The organism is Ruegeria sp. K11, assembly GCF_056531905.1.
This window is the reverse complement of sequence record NZ_JBQFMP010000009.1, coordinates 192,660-214,483: the sequence shown is the minus strand read 5'-3', so window position 1 is coordinate 214,483 and position 21,824 is coordinate 192,660. Positions and strand designations below refer to the sequence as shown.

The 21,824-nt window shown below is 60.0% G+C and carries 24 protein-coding genes; 2 read left to right on the top strand and 22 right to left on the bottom strand.

The window, feature by feature from the left end; genetic code table 11:
* Nucleotides 1-47: 47 nt before the first annotated feature.
* The gene (locus ACR0K4_RS16000; RefSeq protein ID WP_480854767.1) at nucleotides 48-794 is read right to left on the bottom strand and encodes an endonuclease/exonuclease/phosphatase family protein; all 747 of its coding nucleotides are present in this window, start codon (nucleotides 792-794) and stop codon (nucleotides 48-50) included.
* A 77-nt stretch (nucleotides 795-871) separates the two neighbouring features.
* Here ACR0K4_RS16000 and ACR0K4_RS15995 point away from each other — a divergent pair, with 77 nt between their 5' ends.
* The gene (locus ACR0K4_RS15995) at nucleotides 872-1,453 is read left to right on the top strand and encodes a YceI family protein (protein ID WP_480854765.1); all 582 of its coding nucleotides are present in this window, start codon (nucleotides 872-874) and stop codon (nucleotides 1,451-1,453) included.
* 63 nt (nucleotides 1,454-1,516) lie between these two features.
* On the opposite strand, the gene ACR0K4_RS15990 is transcribed toward ACR0K4_RS15995, so the two are convergent.
* On the bottom strand, nucleotides 1,517-2,215 hold the full coding sequence (locus ACR0K4_RS15990; protein WP_480854763.1) for a YrbL family protein: 699 nt from the start codon (nucleotides 2,213-2,215) through the stop codon (nucleotides 1,517-1,519).
* A gap of 315 nt (nucleotides 2,216-2,530) precedes the next feature.
* Here ACR0K4_RS15990 and ACR0K4_RS15985 point away from each other — a divergent pair, with 315 nt between their 5' ends.
* Nucleotides 2,531-3,031 (top strand): hypothetical protein, encoded by a 501-nt coding sequence (locus ACR0K4_RS15985; protein WP_480854761.1) that lies wholly within the window; start codon nucleotides 2,531-2,533, stop codon nucleotides 3,029-3,031.
* A gap of 12 nt (nucleotides 3,032-3,043) precedes the next feature.
* Here the strand turns inward: ACR0K4_RS15985 and ACR0K4_RS15980 are convergent, their stop codons facing one another.
* The 20 genes from ACR0K4_RS15980 to cobA all read right to left on the bottom strand — a co-directional run bounded on the left by ACR0K4_RS15980 (nucleotide 3,044) and on the right by cobA (nucleotide 21,729).
* Nucleotides 3,044-3,337 carry a hypothetical protein gene (locus ACR0K4_RS15980; RefSeq protein ID WP_480854760.1) on the bottom strand — a complete coding sequence of 98 codons (294 nt, stop codon included), beginning with the start codon at nucleotides 3,335-3,337 and terminating at the stop codon, nucleotides 3,044-3,046.
* Between the two features lie 95 nt (nucleotides 3,338-3,432).
* A complete protein-coding gene (locus ACR0K4_RS15975) occupies nucleotides 3,433-4,452 on the bottom strand; it encodes a hypothetical protein (RefSeq protein WP_480854759.1) in 1,020 nt (339 codons plus the stop codon).
* Between the two features lie 177 nt (nucleotides 4,453-4,629).
* Nucleotides 4,630-5,361 (bottom strand): VPLPA-CTERM sorting domain-containing protein, encoded by a 732-nt coding sequence (locus ACR0K4_RS15970; protein ID WP_480854758.1) that lies wholly within the window; start codon nucleotides 5,359-5,361, stop codon nucleotides 4,630-4,632.
* Between the two features lie 103 nt (nucleotides 5,362-5,464).
* The gene (locus ACR0K4_RS15965) at nucleotides 5,465-6,361 is read right to left on the bottom strand and encodes an FAD:protein FMN transferase (RefSeq protein ID WP_480854757.1); all 897 of its coding nucleotides are present in this window, start codon (nucleotides 6,359-6,361) and stop codon (nucleotides 5,465-5,467) included.
* Nucleotides 6,358-6,873 (bottom strand): nitrous oxide reductase accessory protein NosL, encoded by a 516-nt coding sequence (locus tag ACR0K4_RS15960; RefSeq protein ID WP_480854756.1) that lies wholly within the window; start codon nucleotides 6,871-6,873, stop codon nucleotides 6,358-6,360. Before ACR0K4_RS15960 ends, ACR0K4_RS15965 begins: the two co-directional genes overlap by 4 nt.
* Nucleotides 6,870-7,691 carry an ABC transporter permease gene (locus ACR0K4_RS15955; RefSeq protein ID WP_480854754.1) on the bottom strand — a complete coding sequence of 274 codons (822 nt, stop codon included), beginning with the start codon at nucleotides 7,689-7,691 and terminating at the stop codon, nucleotides 6,870-6,872. The genes ACR0K4_RS15960 and ACR0K4_RS15955 overlap by 4 nt, the downstream gene beginning before the upstream one ends.
* Nucleotides 7,688-8,581, bottom strand: coding sequence for an ABC transporter ATP-binding protein (locus tag ACR0K4_RS15950; RefSeq protein ID WP_480854752.1), 894 nt, complete (start codon nucleotides 8,579-8,581; stop codon nucleotides 7,688-7,690). The genes ACR0K4_RS15955 and ACR0K4_RS15950 overlap by 4 nt, the downstream gene beginning before the upstream one ends.
* On the bottom strand, nucleotides 8,571-9,827 hold the full coding sequence (locus tag ACR0K4_RS15945) for a nitrous oxide reductase family maturation protein NosD (protein WP_480854751.1): 1,257 nt from the start codon (nucleotides 9,825-9,827) through the stop codon (nucleotides 8,571-8,573). Before ACR0K4_RS15945 ends, ACR0K4_RS15950 begins: the two co-directional genes overlap by 11 nt.
* A 2-nt stretch (nucleotides 9,828-9,829) precedes the next feature.
* A complete protein-coding gene (gene nosZ / locus ACR0K4_RS15940) occupies nucleotides 9,830-11,737 on the bottom strand; it encodes a TAT-dependent nitrous-oxide reductase (RefSeq protein ID WP_480854750.1) in 1,908 nt (635 codons plus the stop codon).
* Nucleotides 11,738-11,751: 14 nt separating this feature from the next.
* Nucleotides 11,752-13,875 (bottom strand): 4Fe-4S binding protein, encoded by a 2,124-nt coding sequence (locus tag ACR0K4_RS15935; protein ID WP_480854792.1) that lies wholly within the window; start codon nucleotides 13,873-13,875, stop codon nucleotides 11,752-11,754.
* A 44-nt stretch (nucleotides 13,876-13,919) separates the two neighbouring features.
* Entirely contained in the window at nucleotides 13,920-14,384 is a 465-nt protein-coding gene (locus tag ACR0K4_RS15930) for a DUF2946 family protein (RefSeq protein WP_480854749.1), read from the bottom strand.
* A 124-nt stretch (nucleotides 14,385-14,508) separates the two neighbouring features.
* Nucleotides 14,509-14,772 carry a hypothetical protein gene (locus ACR0K4_RS15925; RefSeq protein ID WP_480854748.1) on the bottom strand — a complete coding sequence of 88 codons (264 nt, stop codon included), beginning with the start codon at nucleotides 14,770-14,772 and terminating at the stop codon, nucleotides 14,509-14,511.
* Nucleotides 14,729-16,252, bottom strand: coding sequence for a cytochrome D1 domain-containing protein (locus ACR0K4_RS15920; protein WP_480854791.1), 1,524 nt, complete (start codon nucleotides 16,250-16,252; stop codon nucleotides 14,729-14,731). The genes ACR0K4_RS15925 and ACR0K4_RS15920 overlap by 44 nt, the downstream gene beginning before the upstream one ends.
* A gap of 76 nt (nucleotides 16,253-16,328) precedes the next feature.
* Complete coding sequence (gene nirJ, locus ACR0K4_RS15915; RefSeq protein ID WP_480854746.1) at nucleotides 16,329-17,543, bottom strand: heme d1 biosynthesis radical SAM protein NirJ; 1,215 nt, start codon at nucleotides 17,541-17,543, stop codon at nucleotides 16,329-16,331.
* Between the two features lie 3 nt (nucleotides 17,544-17,546).
* Nucleotides 17,547-18,029: a siroheme decarboxylase subunit beta gene (gene ahbB, locus ACR0K4_RS15910; RefSeq protein ID WP_480854745.1), complete on the bottom strand. Its 483-nt coding sequence runs from the start codon at nucleotides 18,027-18,029 to the stop codon at nucleotides 17,547-17,549.
* Nucleotides 18,026-18,475 (bottom strand): Lrp/AsnC family transcriptional regulator, encoded by a 450-nt coding sequence (locus tag ACR0K4_RS15905; RefSeq protein ID WP_480854744.1) that lies wholly within the window; start codon nucleotides 18,473-18,475, stop codon nucleotides 18,026-18,028. The genes ahbB (ACR0K4_RS15910) and ACR0K4_RS15905 overlap by 4 nt, the downstream gene beginning before the upstream one ends.
* Nucleotides 18,472-19,461, bottom strand: a complete 990-nt coding sequence (gene ahbB, locus ACR0K4_RS15900) for a siroheme decarboxylase subunit beta (protein WP_480854743.1) — start codon at nucleotides 19,459-19,461, stop codon at nucleotides 18,472-18,474. Before ahbB (ACR0K4_RS15900) ends, ACR0K4_RS15905 begins: the two co-directional genes overlap by 4 nt.
* 3 nt (nucleotides 19,462-19,464) lie before the next feature.
* A complete protein-coding gene (locus ACR0K4_RS15895; RefSeq protein ID WP_480854742.1) occupies nucleotides 19,465-20,610 on the bottom strand; it encodes a cytochrome D1 domain-containing protein in 1,146 nt (381 codons plus the stop codon).
* Nucleotides 20,607-20,975 carry a c-type cytochrome gene (locus ACR0K4_RS15890; RefSeq protein WP_480854741.1) on the bottom strand — a complete coding sequence of 123 codons (369 nt, stop codon included), beginning with the start codon at nucleotides 20,973-20,975 and terminating at the stop codon, nucleotides 20,607-20,609. The genes ACR0K4_RS15895 and ACR0K4_RS15890 overlap by 4 nt, the downstream gene beginning before the upstream one ends.
* A complete protein-coding gene (gene cobA, locus ACR0K4_RS15885; protein ID WP_480854740.1) occupies nucleotides 20,968-21,729 on the bottom strand; it encodes a uroporphyrinogen-III C-methyltransferase in 762 nt (253 codons plus the stop codon). Before cobA ends, ACR0K4_RS15890 begins: the two co-directional genes overlap by 8 nt.
* Nucleotides 21,730-21,824 lie beyond the last annotated feature (95 nt).

Here is a 21,824-nt window from a genome sequence, read left to right as displayed (position 1 = left end):
GTGCAGATTTCACTGCTGGCTAATTTGATAACAGATCGGGCGCGTGTTTATTCAGAACCTCGCGAAACCGTGATCGTGGCCGTCAAAGGCAAATGGTCGGACGCGGCGCGCAGAATGGACGAGTTGCAAACGCGTATATTCATGATTGCATCGGATCTGTCTGTCAAAATTCGGTCCAGAGGCAGGATCGGCCATTGGGCGGGAAACGTTGCCCGGGCCGGGCCTTGTAGATTGCATCCGATCAGGCGCGGATGAAACATCAGCCCACCCCAAGGCCGCCATTCATTGAGGTCCCCCAACACAACGGTTTGCATCCGGGGGCGGCGATGCAGATACTGACCGATGATCCGCATCTGCACCATACGCAGGGGCTGAAACAGGGACAAATGGGCCGAGATCACGCGGACCGGTATGCCATCTCGCAAGGTTTCAATGACAACAGCGCCGCGATGGCAATGCCCCGGCAAATCCAACACATCCTTGTGCGTCACGTCGTAATGCGGGCTCAGAAACAGGATAGTGCCCAGAAACCCGTCGCTGTCAGGGCCCCATCTCATCGTGTCGATGTCATGCTGATAGATCAGGCCAGTGTCGTCCGAAATGCGTGCAACGTCCAGAATACGGCCATGCGGGCGGCATTCCTCATCCGCTTCTTGCAGCGCCAGGATATCCAAACCCAGCGGGGCGAGGTCACCAGCGATCGCCCGATGAATCCGTTCGGGATCGACACGGGTGTCTTGTCCTCTGGCGCGGTGAACATTCCAGGTTGCGCAGGTCAACTGGGTCAGACGCATTGAGTTTACTTTATTGGCGCGAATAAAAGACTATATCGATACAGCAACTTAATTCGACAACCTGAAAAGGGCCAGCCATGCGTAAACTTGCCTTGAGCGTTCTGCTCGCGTCCACTCCGCTTGCCGCCGCAGCCGAAATGGCCAGCTATGAACTTGACCCGGATCATACTACGGTTTTTTTTACTGTTGAGCATATTGGCTATGCCAAAACACTTGGGGTTTTCGGCAAGGTTGAAGGCACATTTGACTACGACACGGAAAGCCAGGAACTGGCGAATGTTCAGGTCACGATCGACGCCGGCAGCGTCAACACGTTCCACAAGGCACGGGATGGGCATGTAAAGCACAAAGATTTTCTGCATGTGTCCGAATTCCCCGAGATCACGTTCGTCGCGACCTCCGGCTCTGCAAAAACTGAAACGTCCGGCACCGTCACCGGTGACTTGACCATCCTTGGCGTATCACAGCCCGTGACGCTGAATGTGACGCTCAACAAGTCAGAGGCCTATCCCTTCGGGCACAAACGCCATGTATTGGGCTTGTCCATTGATACAGCTATCCTGCGCAGCGATTTTGGTATGACCTATGCTGTCGACAATGGGCTGGTCGGCAATGAAGTGGATATCAGAATTGAAACCGAAGCCATGCAGATCAAATAAGCGCTGCGCCGCGCGCGGTTGACCGGTGCACGGACTCGCTGCCGATGTAGCGCGACACCAAAGTCAGGACGGCAGGGAAAACGCGCGCCTGTCCGGTTCGAAGGTCAGGTTGGCGCGCCGCGCCAGCTTGCAACACGCGTGAATGAGCTTCTTATGATTATACATAGCCGATCTGCCCCTGATTGAAATCATTCGGTGATCGCCAAACCCATCCACCAGAAAAAACTGTTTCACGCCCGCTTCCTGCCCAAATACGATGTTGCGAAAATGCAGGTCAGCCGCGACCAGATTCTGGTTGAAATAGGTGTTTACAAACTCGTTGAGCGGATCAAGTGCGTCCGCCATCTCATTTCTGGCAATGATCTCTTTCAAAGTCGGCGCCAACTTGCCATTGTCGCCGCTCACAGCATTCCACAATGCACCCACCCCGACCGAGGTTTCGACCAGCCCCAGAAACCTGGGAATTGGAAGCGGCGCGGCTTCGTGATCCCAATTCTCATTGACTTTCCGCCAATACGCGGCCTCTTTCAAAATAACACGCTGTTCGCTGGTGGCGTAGACTTTGCGCAAAGTCTGTTTTGGACGCGATAGCCGGTTGTAACGTTCTGCATATCGCGGAACCTTCAACACAACCGCGTTGTTCGCGCCCGTAAGACCCGCATCCCTGCCCTGTATCAAAAAGATGTCACGCTGTTTGCCGCGCGCCACCGGTTCATATGCGCGCAGATCAAAAAATCTGCGGCCCTTTGTGAAACGCTTCATGCACGAAGCCTTACCAAACGGGGTATTCACAAAACATAAACAAGCGCGTGACGAATGATCGAGATTGCGTGAACACAGAAGAAGAACAGGAAATGTGATAAAACCGGAATAAGGCGTTTTCTGAATATGTGACCCGGGCTTCTGACCCTCATCCGCAAGTCAGATTGCCCGGCACGAGACAACGAATACGGAGGAAGGGAATTGCGACTGTTAAGACTTCTATCTTCTCTCAGATATGTATTTGCTGTGCTCGCGGTGGCAGGGTTCGCTTTCCTCGGCTTTCAGTCTTTTACGTTTTCCGGCGGTGACATCGCTATGCCGGACACCGGCGGCGCTGTACCCGATCTTGGCGTCGGTCCCGCAATTCCCGATGCGACCGAACAATCGCCGGAGCCAGAACCTGAGCTCGCCGCACCTTCAACCTATGTGGTCGAGGTCGTCCTTCCCGTCGTCAGTTCGCTTCTTTCCGTGCTCGGCTTCCTTAGCCAGATGTATTTCACCAACCGGTCCGACCTGCGCGAGCAACAGAAATTCAACCTTGAGCTTCAAAAAACGGCGGCAGCGCAGTCCTCTCGCGGCAAACCCAAAAAGAAGATCAAGGCCCGTCACATGAAAACAGCGCCGCGCGACGGGCGGCTCATCGAGATTTACGCCGGTAAACGCTGGTGGCCGGTCCGGTATCAGGACTGTCGGTGGATGCGCGACGATCCCGATTTTGGCAACGAACCCGACTTCTGGGAGATCGATGGCCTGAGGGGTCCGATCCGGATCGAACTGCATCAAGCCAAGGCGTGGCGGCAGGCCCGGGCTGGCTGAGATCAACGTTCGTTAAGGGCGGCAATAGGGAATGTCGCAACTCAAGTCATTCGAGAAGCGCACCGACTGCCCGTTGATTTCGACGATGAACCCGGATGCTGCGTACCACCAACGGCCTTCCCCCACACCGGGCTGGGCCGCGTCGCATTGCTTGCCAAGATAATAGGTTGCGCCGTTTGGTGTTTTGACAACTGCGCCATGCTGATTGCAGGCAATCGACAATTCCAGCGGAATGTTATGTTCGGTCGCAAATGCAGATGTCCCCAGAACCGCCAGAAACAGGGCGCAGGTTTTCAGATTATTCATTTTTCAATCCTATGGTTGGTTCAAAAAATTTGGCTTTGACGCTTCACAGATTAAGCAAGCTTCGTCGCACCGGAAACCCTTGACTGAAAAGACCCCTACCCGCCAATCGGAGATATTCCACCAGCAAATGCCGCCAGAATAGGTGCGGCCAATGCAAAACCTGCGCGGAATATATCACTGCCCCCTTCTGACAGGCCATGCGTCGCGCGCCAGTCGTTGACGTCGAATTCATCGGTATCAGACCCATCCCGCCGCGCCACCATCGCAAGTGTCTTGACCCGACCATCCAGAATAACGGCCACCGGCAGGAAGTAGCTGAGCATCAACAGGCAAAAATAGGTGCCGGTAAACAGAGCTGACGCAGTCACCAACGCGCTATATGCGCTTTTGTCAGCATCCGAGATCAGCGGAAGGGGCCAATACATCCAACTGGTTGCGAAAAACATGCCGAAGGTCAGGATCAGGCTGGAAAGATACAGTTGCTGCCGCATATGACGCAGGCTGCGTGCCAGTTCATCTGCCGATTTTTCATTGTCGCCGGGCGCGCGCGAAGCAAGGCACAGGATCATGCCGACAATCAAAGACCCCACGGCAAGTCCGGCCAGCGCGTTGATGATATCCAGAACGCGCCGGAACAAGGTGAACACCGGAATATCTCCGCACCGGCCCAGCAGCCAAATGTCGTCCGGTGTTCGGCACCCCGGCAACTCGCCCCGCGCCAGCGCCATTTCGAAAACGGCTTTCCCGACCTGATGGTAAATCTGGGGTGCCTCGCCCGTTGAATGCTGTTGCACCGTCGGAATGATCGCCAGCGCAAGAACCACTAGAACGGTTACGATAGACGCGATTTTGGTCCGCCGCTCCAACGGGCGCATCAGGTTGCGCGCCAGAACGGCCACTGGCAACAACGCCAGCGCCGAAAAGAACCAGGAAGCGGCCAGAAACCGAAACCGCCCGATGGATTCAAACCAGGTAGGTTCGGCAACCAGGATCGAAACCGGAACCTGAAGATCAGCAGCAATCATATGCTGCTGGATCAACTCATGCGTCACAAACACCGCAACTGGCAGCAACACAATCGCAAAATAGCGCAACTCCACCCGGCGCTCGGACATCTCCAACCCTTTGCATTGTCACCCAAAGTCACATCGAGTCTAACATGAAATGCGAATGTTAGTATTGAATTGCAGTGAGAGGCGCGCCTCAAGAGCAGGACGTTTCGTTGCCAAAATCCCGGCACCTGTGCCGCCATGCGGAAAAGCGCTGCAAGCTGACTTGTCTTTACCTTCTGTTCAGGCCAATTCGGACCGAACGGTTTTACGCCTGCGTAACGCTGCCATCGCACCCATTCCACCGATCAACAGCCAACCGCTTGCCGGAAGCGGCACCGGAGCCGGAGTCGTGTACGTTCCGGCGGCGTTACCATAGGCTTGCGCAAAAATGGCCCCGCTGGAATCGGTGCCAAAGTTAATGTTGTGGGATCTGTTGATATTCAGGAAATCTGTCGATGTAATCGGCGCCGTACTGCCCAAACTGGAATTGAAAGCTGTCACCAGGCTGAACTCTCCGATCACGTATCCGTTTATCGTGCCTGAAAAGCTTGCCCCTCCGGTTCTGGCAAAAATCTGCTGTGCATTGAAGTTGCCAAGCCCCCAGTCGTTGTAAACCCCAAGCGATGCATTGGTAATGTTAACGACGTTGCTTCCATACCGCAGCGTTCCCAAAACGCCGTCATAGACTGTGAATGTCCCGCCGCTGGAGTGTGTCCGAGTCGAGGACGGGCTTGCGGCGCTGTCGAAGGAATATTGGAATGTCACCTGATCATTTAAGCCACCACCGAATTCGGTTGCATTGACAGTGGTTGAGAATTGATGTGTGACCGTCATGGCCGCCGCCTGCAATGCACCGATGACCAAGAAAGATAACGCTCCAAGCGCGATACCTGCCAGTTTGTTTGCAGCCATGTCCCCGACCCCTGAAATCATTAACACATATAATAATTCCAATTGTTGCAAAAATGCCAAGAGCTGTCAATTTTGCGCTTTTCGACGCTGGTCTGCATCGAAAAAGAGACGCCAAGCTACGCCAGAGTAACGCATAACGGCATGGTTTAGTTTGACAATTATGTCAGGCAATCAACTCGACATGTGCCTCGGGAAAAGCCGTCAGAACGGAATTGGTCTCTTTGGGCGATAACAAACACAGTGCGGTGGACAGTCCATCCGCCAGTGCTGTCTCAGGGGCAGAGACCGAAACGGTCCCGCGTATTGGTGCATTGCCTCGCGGATGCAGAATATGACCTTGATCGTCCGAAAGCCGCATTGCACCGGGAGAAGACGTTGCAACCGCACGGTCAGTCAGAGTGATGCGTCTTGCGACCTTTCTGTGCGCGTTGGCCAAGCCAATGGACCATGGGGAGCCGTCACTGCGGCGACCCAGGGCTGCGACCTCACCCATATCCACCAGAACGTTGCGCAAGCCATAAGAGCGCAGCAGCGCCGCGATGCGGTCCGTGATTGCGCCCTGCGCGATGCCATTCAACGTGATCGCAGACAGACCCGGCTGCGGCAGGCGAATGGCGTCCGTGCCGATCTGTACCTTGTCCCAGCCGATACTTTGCTGCGCCACGTTGACCACGTCTGCAGACGCACCCGCAGCAAGCGCCGTCCACAAGGGTTGAACCGTCGGATCAAACACACCGCCCGAGGCCGTGTGAATGACCGAACACAGGCTGAGAACGCTCAGAAAGTCCGGGGCCGGACCAGACAAAACCCCGTCACGGTTCAAAAGGCTGATCTGCGAATTGGGTCGGTAGAGGCTGAAGATATCTTCCAACCGGCGCAGTTCGGCTTCGACGGCGATAAAGATCGGGGCGGCCTCAACGGCAGAGAGACCTTCCAGACGCAGGCTGGCCCGCGCGCCCAGCGCCACGCCGGACCAGTGGGCTGATGTGGCTGCCGCGGCGGGAAAGGCTGTGCAGGCGGCCGAGATGGTCAGGAAACGGCGGCGGGACAGGCGTGTCATGCGGGGGTCTCCAGCTTTAGGTCCAGATCGACGGGGCCCAGGACCTCGGCATCGGGAATGTCCGACAGAGGCAGGGCGCTGCCGCCATAATCGTTGATGAACGCCTCGGCGGCAGTCGGGTCGGCAAACGGCACAACCTCACGCGCGCCCATGCCGCCCTGCACGTTGGCTCCGACCACGAAGGTCGCGCCATCGGCGGGAATCCAGTTCGAGATACCCGGTTGCCGCCAACTGGGGGCGACGCTCATGTCACTGACATAAACGGCGGTGATTTTGGCGTCGCGTTCGGGGCTTTTGAGATAGGCCACCATGTCGCGGACCTGAGCAAAGAACAGCGGCGCAGGGTAGCCCTCCAGATGGATCTGCCCCTTGGGTCCGCCATGTTCGGCGATGTTCATCTGGCAGAAAAAGCTCAGCGCGTCAGGGGTCAGGTCCACAGGGTCGGGGGCCTCGGCGACCTCTTCCTTACAGGCACTCAGCGCGATCAGGGCAATCAGGCACAGGCGTTTCATGGCTCGACCCTCCGGAACGCGGCCCGCGCAAGGGCAAAGCCAATCACCGGCCAGATCAAAAGCGATGCAGGTGCCGCCCAGACCGGCAAGGCCTGCGCGGCCCCGGTCATGCCGGACGCCATAGCGACGCCTTCGGTTGCGGCGATGTTCCACAGACGGAATGCGTCGGCCGGGTTGGCCACCATCACCCACGGAAAGACGGATTGGGTGAAGACGCCGCCCTTGTCCATGACGACGGCCCCCAACAGGCCCAGATCATAGAGGACGACAAAAACCAGCCAGAGCCCGGCCGACAGACCCGCCGCCGCCGTAGCCCCCTTAGCCAAAGCGGACAGCAGGTATCCCAGCGCCAGAAACACGGCGCCCAGCAGGATCGAGGTGAGGATAAGGCGCGCCAAGGCCATCAGGCTTTCCGGACCCGCGCCCCCGAAGAAGGCGGCCACCGCGCCTGCGGTGCCAAACCCCACGGTCATGGCGAAGGCCAGCGCGGCCAGATGGGCGGTGAACTTACCCAACAGGATTTCGCCGCGCCCCGCAGGGTAGGAGAGCAGTAGCGAAAGGCTGCCCCGGTCCACGTCGCCCGCGATGGCATCAAAAGAAATCATCAGCGCCAGCAAGGGCGCAAGGTAGACCGACAGCGTGGTCATCGACGCGACCGAGACGGTCAGCATGTCCACGCCCAGCGTGCCGGTTGGCGCGCTGCCTGCAAAGGTCAGCGCCAGCGCGAACAGCACCATGATCAGCGTCGCGACCAGCAGCCAGCGGTTGCGGCGCAGGATCAGCATTTCGGTGCGGGTGATGGCGAGGAAGCGGGTCATAGCCTCTCCTCCTGTGCGTAGTGGCGATAAAGATCTTCCAGCTTGGGAGGCGTCATCTCGACATCCGCCACCGCGTCGCCCAATCCGGCGATGCGGCGCAGGGCCTCCATCTTGTCTTCAGGGGTGCAGAGCAGCTCAACCGACGCGCCGTTGATCCGGTTGCCGCCCAGTTCGGCGGCCAGCGCATCAGGGTTGGCACTGGCGCGCACCTTCAGGCGGATCGGCAGACCGGCCAGCGCAGACAGGTTGGTCAGCGTGTCGTCGGCCACCATCCGGCCCTTGCGCATGATGGCGATGCGGTCGGTGCGGGCCTCAACCTCGGTCAGGGCGTGAGACGCAATCAATACGGCGGTGCCTTGTGCAGCCAGCTCATCAATGATGGCATACAAATCCTGCCGCGAGATCGGGTCCAGCCCGCTCGTTGGCTCATCCAGCAATGCGACTTTCGGCTGACCCAGCAGCACCTGTGCCAGACCCAGACGTTGGCGCATCCCCTTGGAATAGGCCCCAATCCGGCGGTCCAAAGCGTCGCTCAGGCCAACCCGCTCCAGCAGGCCGGGTACGTCTGCCTTTGCGCCCGAAAGCTTGGCAAACAAGGTCAGTTGCTCGCGGCCCGTGAGCGCCGGATGGAAGGACACCGCCTCGGGCAGATAGGCCGTCTCGCGCCGCGCCTGTGCGCTGCCGGGGGTGGCCCCCCCGATCCGAATGGCTCCGCCATGGATCGGCGTCAGGCCGAGGATGGATTTGATCAGCGTCGACTTGCCTGCGCCGTTATGGCCCAGCAGCGCAACGCGCTGACCGGGGGCAAGAGACAGGGTGATGTCGTCAAGAACGCGGGTCTTGCCACGGTCCTTGCAGACTTGGTTAATCGTCAGGGCCTTATCCGTCATGAGGCACCTTTTTCATAGCTGGGGGTTCAGGGGCTTGCATCAATGGGTTGCTGTCCATCACACCCCCCGGCAACAGCGCCGGGAAGGCCGATTGCGACCAGCGCACCAGCTGCACGGCAGGCGAGCCGAGCAACAATTTGGCTGCGGGTTGGGTCCACAGCACGTGGTCCATTGAATCGTTGGGGCGATAAGGGGCATCGGCCACGCCGTTGCCATCCACATCATAGGCGGCGAAATCGGACCAATAGTTTCCGCGCCCGTCTTCTGACCACTCGACCCATTTGGTCGAGACATATTTCACCTGCGTCCGGTTGCCGACAAAGGCATTGCCGACGATCCGGTTGCGCTCACTGCCAGCGGTAAAGTGGATGCCGATGCCGCAACCCTGGAACCAGTTGTCGGTGAATTCGTTCTTGTTCGAGTTATAGAGGAAGGTGCATTTTTCCTTGGCACCTTTCACCACATTGCCGGTGATGACGCTCTTGTTGGCATAGTTCAGCATCACGCCATGTTCGCGGTCGTCAATCGACACATTGTCGGTGACTCTGACGTTTGAGGTGAACATCACCGCATAGCCCAGATCGTTGCCGATCGAGACATTGTTGCTGACCTCGGAATTGTCGGCATACATATAATGCACCGCAAAACGCAGATCGCGGAACAGGTTGCCGGTGAACAAATTCTTCTTCGAAGAATTCACGAAAATCCCATCGCGGCCAAACTGAATGTCATTGTCGGCGACAACGGCACCCGGTGCGTTCCAGACATAAACACCATTGCCGCGCGCGTTCATGTGGCGGTCCTGCCGCCCTTCGATCCGGTTGCGGCGCACGATGCTGTCCTTGGCCCCGTGGATGTCGATGCCATAGAGATTGCCCAGCAGCACATTATCCTCGATCACCGGCGCGGTGGCCGTCTTGGTCAGCTGGATGCCACTGTCGATCCCATCATGGCTGTCGCCTGATCCGATCACCGTCAGCCCGCGCACGATCACGCCGGGCCCGGTCACGGTGATGACGCTGCCCTCACCTTGTCCGTCAATGGTGGCCTGTCCCAGCCCGTCGATTGTGACGGGCCGGTCCAGAACAAGCCTTTCGGTATAAACACCGGGGCTCAGGCGGAGGGTGTCCCCATCCGCCGCCTGCGCCAGTATCTCGTTGATGGCCCCCGCCCGGTTGGGCACATCCCAGTCCGCCGCCCAAAGGGGCGAGCCGAGCAGGAGCGGTATGAGCAGGGACCAACGCATCGTTACGCGCTCCGCGGCTCAACGAACATCCGGCCGCGCATTTCCATGTGCAGCGCGTGGCAGAACCACTGGCAATAGAACCAGTGCACGCCCGGACGGTCGGCAATGAACGTGACCGAGGCGGTGGCCTGCGGTGCAACTTCCATTGCGACGCCGAAATTCGACAGGCAGAAGCCGTGGGTTACATCATCCACATCATCCAGGTTGGTGACATAGACAGTGACTTCGTCGCCCTGTTTGACAGTGAACTTCTCCATGCTGAATACAGGCGCGACTGAGGTCATGTAGACCCGCACCTTGTTGCCATCCCGGATGGGTTCCTCGGCACCGTAATCCAGATCGACGCCATCGGCCTCGGCCTGTTTGCGCGCATCTTCCCACATCGGGTCGTTGCGATCCCAGACATTGACCGGGTTCACCTTGGACCGGTGCACAAGGATCGAATCGTGCGGCTCGGCGAAGGTCGGGCCGTCATGGACCACCTTCATCTTGTCGCCCGAGATGTCGATCAACTGCTCGTTTTCGGGCTTCAGCGGACCGACGTTCAGGAAACGGTCTTTCGAGAACTTGTTCATCGAAATCAGCCACTTGCCATCCGCTTCGGCGGTTTCACCCATCGAGGTCGAGTTGTGACCCGGCTGATACTGCACGTCCACCTTGTCAAGGATCGGGTCAACATCCGCGCCGCCATATGCTTCGATGGCTTTGGCGATGTCCCATTTCACCACCTGACTGTCCAGGAACAAGGTCGTAAAGGCGTGACCTTTGCCGTCAAACGCGGTGTGAAGCGGGCCAAGGCCCAGCTGCGGTTCAGCTACGATGGCCGAACGCGGATCGGCGTTGTCGGCAAACAGCGCATCCAGTTTTTCAACGTCGATCACGGACACGGTCGGCGACAGCTTACCGTTAATCATCACATGTTTCTTGTCAGGGGCGACGTTGACACCATGCGGCGAGTTCGGGATCGGGATGTAACGGGTCAGGTTGCCGCCCGCCTCTTTGCGGCCATCCACAACCTTGACGCCGTTCAGTTCCTGATAGTTACCGGCAGCGACCGCATCCTCGATGGCCTTGAGGTTGAACACGACCACATGGTCCAGCTCGCTCTCGGTCATCTCGGCCAGGTTCATCCCCATTTCCGAGTTGTACGAGGTCGAGAAGGCGTATTTGCCCTGATAGTCGCAGTCGGTGTTGTCGAGGTTGCCCGACACCATCACCTGCCATGCGATCTCCATCGTGTCGCCGTCAATGGCGGTGAAGATGTTCACGTATTGCGACGGATCATCGAGGATCTGGCCATCGTTGACCAGCGGTGCTTCGTGTTCGCCATTGGCAAAGACATAACCGGTGCGCGGGTATTTCTGCGGACGCAGGCCGTGGATGTCATGCGCGTTCGGGATCTCGATGATCTTGTCGCATTTCATTACATCGCAGCGCACACGGGCCACGCGGGTGTTGGCCTTGTCATTCATGAACAGATAGCGGCCGTCATAGGTGCCATCGGTGAACGACATATGCGGGTGGTGCAGGTCGCCGTTGTCATAGGTGACCTTGCCATTTGCGGCCAGGAACTCTTTGGTTTCGGGCAGCAGGCCTTCGGTCAGGATCTTCAGCGATTCATTGGTCTGACCCCAGCCGGTGGCCGAGCAGCGGTTGAACACCGGCACCCGCATCAGCTCGCGCATCGAAGGCACACCTAAGATTCGCAGCTCACCGGTCTGGCCCGAGGACCAGAAGCCGTAATATTCGTCCAGCTCACCCGGTTCCAGATGGGCATTGGCGGCGGCACTCGCCTCGCGCGCGGTCATCAGGGTTGAACCCAGTCCCGTCCCGGCAATCACCGCGCCGGTTGCGGTGGCCCCCAGCATCCCGCGGCGTGTGATGTTCAGTTTCTTGTCATGTTCCGACATGATCGTCCCTCCTTTTAGGAAACGGTTTGCGGTTTGGCGTTTGGATGGTTCGCCGGTGGTTGTCCGAGTGGGGTCTTCATCTGGACCGACCCTGTCTTGGCCCGCCGTTTCAACTGACGGATAACGACGGGACATTTGTCCTCGGACTGATAGAGCACCTGACAATGCAGGCAGGTGACGCACTCGTTCGGATTGATCTCACCTGTGGGGTGGATCGCCTGAACGGGGCATTCATTGGCGCAGGTCTGACAGGGGGTGCCGCAATCCTTGTAGCGGCGCAGCCAGTCGAACATGCGAATACGGGCAGGGATCGCCAGCGCTCCGCCCAACGGACACAGGTAGCGGCAATAGAACCTTTCCACGAACAGGCCGATCCCCAGCAAGGTCAGCGCAAAGACCACAAACGGCCAGTCGCGCATGAATTTCAGGATGATCGCGGTCTTGAACGGCTCGACCTCGGCATAGGTTTCGGCCAGCGGGATCGAGACAAAGCTGATCCCGAACAGCACCAGAAAGATCATGTATTTCGCAGGCCAGAGGCGTTCGTTCAGACCCCAGGGCAAGGTCCATTGCGGCACCTTGCAGGCCCGCGCGATCTTGTTGGTCAGTTCCTGCAATGCGCCAAACGGGCACAACCAGCCGCAATAGGCCCCACGCCCCCAGAACAGCAGCGCGGCGGCGACGGCGAACCATTGGATGAACACCAGCGGGTCCAGCAGGAAGGCATCCCATGAGAACCCCGTGCGCAGGCTGCTCGCCAACGCCATCAGATTCACCACGCTCAGCTGCGCATTGGCGTACCAGCCGATGAAGAACAGGGTCATGGTCAGATATCCGATGCGGAACCAGTAGAAGACCCGCGCATTCATGGTGGCGTGGAACTGGAAGAAGAAGGTCGCGGTCAGCACCAGCAGCATCACACCCAGCACACCGATCTCGACCGTGCGGTCCTTCCAGATGCGTTTCCACAGCGCGGCCTTGGCCGCCGCCTCGCCGCTGGCGTCATCGACGACCACAGGGGCCGCGACGGGCAGCAGATACTGCTCGGGCAGTTTGTAGCCCAGATCGAAGGTCAGGAACGTTTTCTCGACCGCACCCACGGCCCGCTGCGCCAGCAGTTGCAGGCGGAAGGGCTCGGCCGGATCGAACTCGGCTGCGGCGGGGATTTTGAAGATGTCCAGTTCCGTAAAGCTTGGGGCATCGGGGGCTGCAACCTCGCCCAAACGGCGCTGCTGCTTGTCGAAGAACCGCACAGAATTGTCGCCTTGGATCAACTGAATCCGGTCGAAAATCCCACCCCGGACATAGCCTGAGCCCTTGAAGCTATAGGCCCCGCGCCCCAGCACCAGAATGGCCTGTTCGCCCTCGTCCAGCCAATCGACCATGTTCTGATATTCGGCCTCGCCCAGCAGCGACTTGCCGATCGACGGCACCGAGACCAGCGCCATATGCATGTCGATATAGGTGTCATCGGGTTCGCCCGGTTCCGGGCGCTTGATCGCCCGCTGATCGCCCGTCGCTTCGAACGCCGCGTTGACCTGCCCGATATCCAGTGTCAGCCGCCGGACCGAGCCGTCGCCCGACAGCGTCGTCCAGTCATAGATGGCGTCCTGTGCCAAATCGACCTCGCGCTTGGGTCCATCGGCCTGCGCCGGTGCCAAGCCGCCCAGCCCCAGCGCGCGCGCCACCTTGATGCCGCCGCGCACAAGACTGTCATCGATCACCATGATCGTGACCGTCGCGCCCGAAATAATGTCGAGGTCATGCCCCTCACCGCCAGTCTCGGCCTCAATCTTCAGGTCCAGCCCGGCATAACCTTCGGTCAGTTCCACCATGCGGGAATTGGGGATGCCGATCAGCACGATGGGTTCCGAGTGCTTGACCAGCTGCACCCCGGTCAGCACCGCCTCATCATCGATGGCGGCAACCACATGAATGGGCTTGCCGGAATAGCCGGTGGTGCCCACCAGATCAGAGGTTAAGAAAGCCCAGGCGATGCGGTCGCCGTCTTTAAGAACGGGGGCCACCGGTACATCGTCGCGGACGGGACCAAAGGCATCGGCACCGGGGGCCAGATTGGCGGGCTCAATCTCGGGCAGGAAGCTGGCAAGGCTGTCGGCATGGGCACTGATCGCCATCAGGCAGGACAGGGCAAGGGCCAGCAGGAAATGGATTGCGCGACTTACGACCACGGCGCACCTCCGGGAATTTGGGTGAATGCCATGGACGCGCGCAGGGCGCGTTCGGTTGTGATTTCGGGCACACACGGGGGCCCTCGGGTCTCAGGCCACAGCCGATGAGTTTGGTACAAAACGGAAGAAGCCCCGATTTTCCCATGTACAAAATGGAAGATTCCGGCCTGCGCCACCTGCGCCAGCTCGGGCATCGGCGCGGCGCTGGTGACAGCGCACAGCGCGCAATCGGCGCATTTGGGGCAATACGCGGTCAGGTCTTCGGCACCCTCCTCAAGGTCAACCTCGACCCAGACCGCGCCGCCTTCCGAGCAGATCTCCACCCAGACACTCTCACCGGGACTCGCCAGCGCCGGTGCAATGGTCTGCAACAAAAGAAGGATTATACCCGCCAACCCGGCTGCCGCGCGAACCGCGCGGTCAGGGAGATTGTGCAGAGGGGTCAGGGCAGGCATGGAGTCTCCGACTCGGGAAGCTATGCCTTGGTGGTAGAGGATTTGACCGAGTCGCCACTTGACTTAGGTCATTTATTTTCGAACCGGCCAAAAATTAATCAAATTCGAAAATTTACATTTATAATCAATCGTCTGCTTCATCCATCAATCCGCGCACCCAGCGTCCCGCCAGCCAGGCCGCTGGGACACCCAAAGGGATGGACCACAGGATTGCAGGCACCGGACCGATGGCGCCAAAACCTGCGCCGTGCAGGATCAGCCCGGCCAGAAACAGGTTGATGGCGACAGTCAAAGCCGTGGCCGGATAAAGCAGGATGGCCAGTTTCCAGACCGGCCATCGCCCGTCAGTGGCTGGTGCCTTCCGAGAAGGTGATTTTGTTCCAGACATTGTACTTTCCAGACGGTTTGCGCATAGGTAGACGCCGCACTTCCTCAAGCGTCTGCGCGTCATAAACGATCACCGCGCCGTCATCTTCCCAGATCGACACCAGCGCATGGCTGCCATCTTTGGTGAACTCTACATGCGCCACGGTCTTGCCGGGCGCAGGGCGCAAGGTCTTCACGATCTCAAGGCTCTGCTTGTCGATCACATGCATGGCGTCTTTGTTGGGGCCAAAGAACACATCGGCCCAGACATACGGCGAATTCTCATGGCTGCGCATGAAGAAACCCGGTCCTTCGGTCTTGATCCGCTTCACGGTTTCCCAGCTTTGCATGTCGATCACCGAGACAGTGCCGTCGCTCAAATGCGGGGTCGCCATCACCGTGGTATCCCCATGTTGCCAGGTGATCCCCGAACCCAAATGCGGCATCCCCGGCAGGTCCAGATCGGCCACTTTCTGCCCGATCACAAGGTCGATCACTTGTCCGCCCTCACCGCCTCGAGACGCCCCCATGACGTATTCATAGCTCTGGTCGAAGAAGAAATCGTCCAGGTAGTCAGGCGTGGTGATCTTGCGCACCGGGAATGGATCGGGGTTCTTGAACTGACCCTCGATGCGGAAATCATGCCCCAGTCCGAATTGCGGCGGGTTGTCGCCGTAAAACACCTCCCAAATCTCGGGCACATCTTTCAGTGCCAGCACAAAGCTCTCGCGGGGCGGCGCCTGATAGACGGCAGAGACGCGGCTGGGAACGCCTTGTTTACTTTTTACTTCAATGACTTTGGCCACCGACAGATCCTCTGTCGACAGCAGCGTCAGCGAGTTCGGCAGGTAATTCGCCACAGCCACCCATTTGCCATCGCCCGACATGGCGATGTTGCGGCTGTTCAAACCGGCACGCACGCGGCCCACCTGCTTCAATGCCCAGATGTCATATTTCTGCACCCAGCCATCGCGCGACATGATGAAGACATAGCGCCCATCGGGGCTGAACTTCGGCCCGCCATGCACGGCAAAAGGCGTCTCGAACCGGTCCAGAACTTCGAACGTATCCCCGTCCAATACGCTGACATGATGGTCACCCGTTTCGACAGCCAGAGTGATATTCATCGGATCGCTGTCCCAGACCGGCGCATCGACCGCCACGTAATCCTCATCCAACGTGCGGCTGGCCATGATATCGGCCTCACCCCAATCCGGATCGGTCTCCAGCGGCGATTTAAGCCACCCCGCCAATTCCTCGATCTGCAACGCATCCAACTCGTGCGAGAACGCCGGCATCTGCGTCGCCGCGCGCCCCTCGGCAATCACGGCGGCCACCCTTGGCCCGCGCATCCGTTTCAAAGTCTCGGGGATCAGCGCGGGCCCAACCCCGCCCAGCCGGTTCTCACCGTGGCACGCGGCACAATGCTCCGCGTAATCCGACGGCGCATCCGCCCAGGCTGCGCCCACACTCAGAAGACAGGCCAGCCCCCCGATCTTCATCTTTTCAAAAATACTCTCGCCGGAGGCTCCTGCCCTCGCCGCACGCGTAACGGCCGGGCCAGCAGGACCAAGGATTTCAAAAGAACTGATGTGCCGGATCATGACGTTTCCCCCGGAAAGGCGTGACCTGCAGGCGTTCGCCCGCCTCATCCACGCCGATTTCTTCGTTTGACAGATAGCAGGCCGGATCTTCGGCCCACGGATCGCCGGTCAGTTGCAGCGCCCGGATGCGGGTATTGCCGCCGCAGACGTCCTTGAGCTGACAGGCCCCGCAGCGCCCCTTCAGCGGGCGCGGACGGGTGCGCAGCATCGCCAGCATCGGGTCATCGCTGGTCCACAGCTCGGAAAACGGTGCCGTTTTCACATTCCCAACCGTGTAATCCGACCAATAGGTATCCGGATGCACCCGGCCCAGATTGTCGATATTGGCCACACCCAGCCCGCTGGAGTTTCCACCCCACGCGGCAAGATGTTCTCGCACATGCGCCGCTTTGTCGGCGTCGAAATGCGCCCGGACCCAGTTCAGGAAATACCCGGCATCGGCATCATTGTTGCCGGTCACGATGTCCAGCGGGCGGCCCCCGGATGCCGCCTCCCACGCGCGTTCCAGTAGCAAATCCAGACCTGTGCGGGTGCGCAGATGCTCGGCATCTTCGCCCCGGTTCTTATCGCCGCGCCCGGCATAGACAAGGTGGGACAGGTAGAACTTGTCGACACCCTCATCATCACACAGCTTCAGCAGATCGGGCAGATGATGTTGCGTTCCTTCAGTCAGGCAAAACCGCAGGCCAACCTTGATGCCGCGTTTCTTGCATTCACGCACGCCCCGCAAGGCGTCGGCAAAGGCGCCCTCGACACCTCGGAACCAATCATTCGTGGCACCGATCCCGTCCAGCGAGATGCCCACATAGTTGAACCCCACATCGGCAATCATGTCGGCGGTTTCATCGTAGATCCGTGTGCCGTTCGTCGACAGCGCCAGCATCGGCACCAGGTCACGCGCACGTTTGGCGATATCGAAGAAATCGAACCGGTCCAGCGGCTCCCCACCCGAGAGGATCAGGGCCGGGACGCGAAATTGGCCCAGATCCTTAAGGGTTACCATGGCTTGCTCATGGCTGAGCTCGCCGGGGAAGGCCACATCCGCCGAGACGGTGTAGCAATGGCGGCATTTCAGGTTGCAGCGCCGGGTCAGGTTCCAGATCACCACCGGTTTCACAGGGCCGGGGCGGCGCTTGCGCACCGGGGTCGGCTTGACCAGCTGGTGCATGTATTCGGTCAGGCGGAACATATCTCAGCCTTTCGTTTTCAGGCGCAGCCCGGTCTTTTTCAGGATGCGCGTGGAATAGAGGATATCTTTCGCCCGGCAGGCATCGCCCAGAATGGCCGCGATCTCGGCGCGCTTCTCCTCGACCTCGGCCCGGTCGGTGCCGTGGACCATGGCAAACAGGTTGTAAGGCCAGTCGGGCAATGCGCGGGGGCGTTCATAGCAATGGGTGACAAAGGGCAGAAGGCCGATCTGGGTGCCCATCTCGGCCACTTGATCATCCGCCACATCCCACACGGTCATGCCGTTCGACGTCATGCCCAGCTTGTAGTGGTTCGGAGCCGCCGCAATGCGCCGGATCACGCCGCGCGATTTCATGTCGGCGAGACGGAACATCAGGGTGTCTTCATCCAGACCCAACCCCTCGGCCACCTGCGCGTAAGGCGCAGGCACCAGCGGCAGGCCGCCTTGCAGCGCCTCGATGATCTCTCTGTCTTTTGCGTCGATCATGCTGCCACCCGGAAGCCGATGAAAAATTCCTGAAGTTTGGGAAATTGCAGGACTGCGATCCCGGTTTCCCGTTCGATGGCCTCGGCTGCGGTTGCGATCCCTTCGGGTGTTTCGGTCGCCAGAACGAACCACATATTCAGCCGGTGCGTGCGCTCATAATTATGGGCGACCTCTGGATGCGCATTGACTTTGGTCAGGACGGTTTCGAAATCCTGCGGAGGTACGGCCATTGCGCACAGGCAAAAGGCCCCGCCCATGGCGGCGGCGTCAAAAAACGGGCCGAACCGGGTGATCACACGTTCGTCTTTCATCCGGGTCAGGCGGCTTAGCAGTTCGGATTCCGCGATACCCAACTCCTCAGCAATCGCTGCGTAGGGGTGTGAGATCAGCGGCAAATCATCCTGCATCCGGTTCAGGATCGCGCGGTCGGTGTCGTCGAGTGTCATGCTGCCACCTCTTTGGGTTGGATCAGCGCGCCGGTCTGTTTGAAACACCGGGTCGAGAACAGAACCTTGTGCCGTGCGCCCGCCAGTTCGGGCAGGGCGGCGGCCCCGGCCAGAACCTCCATTGCCTCGGGGCGCGAGCGCGCGTGGATCATGGAATACAGGCGATAGGGCCAGACATCTTCGACCGGGCGACGCTCGTAACACAGTGTCACGCCGGGATGCGCGGCCAGCGCCGGACCGGCGGTGCCGACCTGATCGGCGGGCATGTCCCAGACTACCATCGCATTGGCCGACCAGCCCAAAGCGCGGTGGCGCACGATGACGCCGAGGCGCGAGATGATCCCGGCCCGGTGCAAGGCCTCCATCCGGTCCATCACATCGACTGTGCTGCGGCTCAGGGATCGGGCCAGTGCGGCATAGGGTTCTGCAACCAGCGACAGCCCGGAACTCAGCGCCTGCAACAGGGGCCGGTCGCCTTCGCGCATGGCCGAGCAATCCACTTTGCGGGGCCCCGGAACATTGCGGGTCTCGCCCGACATCCGGAAGCCCAGATCGACGTTGAATGGGCGCACCAGCCGTAAGTCCAACACGCGCAATCCGGTGCGGCGGCTGATCCGAGCAAGCGTTTCGTTCACATGCGCGCGGTCCGGGCCGGTGGCCACGAACCAGAGGTTCCAGTCATCCTCGCGCTGGTAATTGTGGTTCACGCCGGGTTCCGCGTCGATCAGGGCGGCGACCTCTTCCAGACGCGCGTCAGGGGCGGCGACAGCGGCAAGGGTGCTGGCGGATACCGCGCCGGGGGCAATGGTCGCGCCTACCCGGGTGATGCGCCCGGTCTTGCGCATCCGCGCCAGCCGGTCGAGCACTTCGGCCTCGTCCAGACCAAGCGCGTCGGCCAAAACCTGAAACGGACGCGTGGTTATGGGGAAATCGCGCTGGAACTCGTCCAGCAGACGGCAATCGATGGGGTCAGTGATATGTTGCATCGGTTACAGCCCCGTTCTGTGCGCGCGGGCGGTGAAGAAAATGCCGGAGGGGCTGTCGGCCTCGATCTCGCGCAGTTTCTCGAAGCTCTGCGTGTCGTAGACCATGACCTTGTTGGCATCGCGCACGCTGATCCAGACCTCATGCCCGCGTGGCGTGAACTCCATATGCAGCACGGCGGGGCCCGGTTTGAATTCGTGGATGATTTCTTTGGTCACTGAATCAATGACCTGAATCGTATCGTTCAGCGGGTGGGCAAAATTCACCCAGACCTGCCGCCCGTCAGGCCGTGCCATGGCAAAGACCGGCTGGCCGTGGGTTTGCGTGCGCCCGGTTTCAGTCAGGGTGTCGGCGTCGATCCACAGAACCTCATGGTGGCCGACGGCGGGCAGCACGAACTCGCGCCCCGTCAGCGCCCAGCCTTCGAGGTGGGGCATCTTGTAGACCGGCATTTCCTCTTGCCCGCGCCCGTAGTTGGGCAAAACGCGGATGGGTTCGGGCGTCTCGGCCCACAGGTCTAGCGCGGTCAGACCGTCCTCGCCAAACAGGCCGGTGATATAGGTCCGGCCATTGGCGGTGATCAGCGCGTCGTAGGGGTTCTTGCCCATGTCGGGGATCTTGGTGATCGCAGGGTCGCCCTCGGCGAAGTCGGCAATCCAGGTCTCACCCGTGTCCCACATGGTGAACACGAACCGGCGACCCGGCGCGTCGACCAGACCGATAGTTTTGCTTTCAGTAGGAATGTCGGCGACCATTTCCAGCGTGTCCGCATCAAAGACACGCACGCCGCCGGGTTCATAGTTCGACACGGCGACCAGTTTACCGTCATCCGAAATCGCACCGCCGATGGCATTGCCAGCCTGCACCACGCGGTTCACGATCTGACGGGTGACGATATCGACCTTGGTCAGCCCGCCGTCACGGCCGAAGACATAAGCAAAGCGTTCATCGGGCGAATAGACTAGCGAGGCATGGGACAGGTCGCCCAGCCCCTCGATCCGGGCCAGCGCGGCGCGGTCGGATTGATCGACCAGCAGGACCGAGCCCTTGGCGCGTTCGATCACAAGGCCCAGATCACCTGTCGCGGTGGGTTCCGCCTGCGCGGTGGTCATCAGCAGGGTGGCGGCGAGGGTGAGGATAAGCTGTTTCATTGTGCCTCCTGTGCCAGCAGGTAACGGGCGATCCATTCGGCCTCTTCTTCGCTGATCAGGGGCCGCCATGGGGGCATCGCAGTGTCGGGGATGCCATCGAGGATCACGCCGGTCAGAACCTCGGCGTCGTAGTGTTCAAGGGTTTCGGATCGCAGATCGGGACCAAGGCCGCCTTTCAGAGACAGCCCGTGGCACGAGCCGCAATCCTGATGCACAAGGCGTTTTAGGGCGTTGGGGTCGAGCGTGTCGGCGGCAAAGGCCGTTGTGGCCACAAGCACAGCCGTCGAGAGGGTGGCGCGCGCGGTCCAACCCTTGTGTCCCGCCGATGGTCGCTGTGCCGGCTTTCTACGGCCAAGCTTAGCCATGAGCCTGCTCCAATAACTCAGCCACAGGCTGTTCTGCGTATAGCGAAACCACATTGCCGATGATGAACAGCGTGGGCGCTTTCAGATCAGCCTCACGCACATCGGCGGCCAATCGGTCCAGTCGGGACACCATGCGGCGCTCGTCGGGCGTGGTGGCTTTGCCAACGGCCAGAACGGGGGTCGAGCCGGGCAGGTTCTCGGTCATCAGCCCCATGGCGATTTGGCCGATATTGGCAACGCCCATATAGACGACCAGCGTCGAGTCGGGGTCAGCAAGACGTTTCCAGTCCAGATCCAGCACCTTGTCGGCCTGCCGGTGCCCGGTGACGTATTGCACCGAGGTCGCAAGCCCGCGATGGGTCAGCGGTACGCCGGTCGAGCAGGACGCGCCCTGCGCGGCCGTGATCCCCGGCGCGTATTCGACCGGGATGCCATTTGCCATCAGATACGCGGCCTCTTCCGAGCCACGGCCAAAGATCATCGGATCGCCGCCTTTCAGCCGCGCGACCGTGTGACCGGCGCTGGCCTCTTCAACCAAAATCTCGTTGATGCGATCCTGCGGCACCGTATGGCACTTGGGCGCCTTGCCCACCGGGATCAGCCGCGCGTCATCCGCGTGCAGGTTCAGAATGTCGGCCGAGACCAGACGGTCGTAAACCACCACATCCGCCTCTTGCAGCATCCGCAGGGCGCGCAGGGTCATCAGTTCGGGGTCGCCGGGGCCTGCGCCAATCAGAAAAACCTTACCGCTCATGTGTGAACTCGCTTGGTCTGAATGTTCTTTGAGCCCGAAGGTCCTGCGCGATCTGGTGACGTTGCTGGGTGAGCCGGGCGTGTCATGCTGTGCAG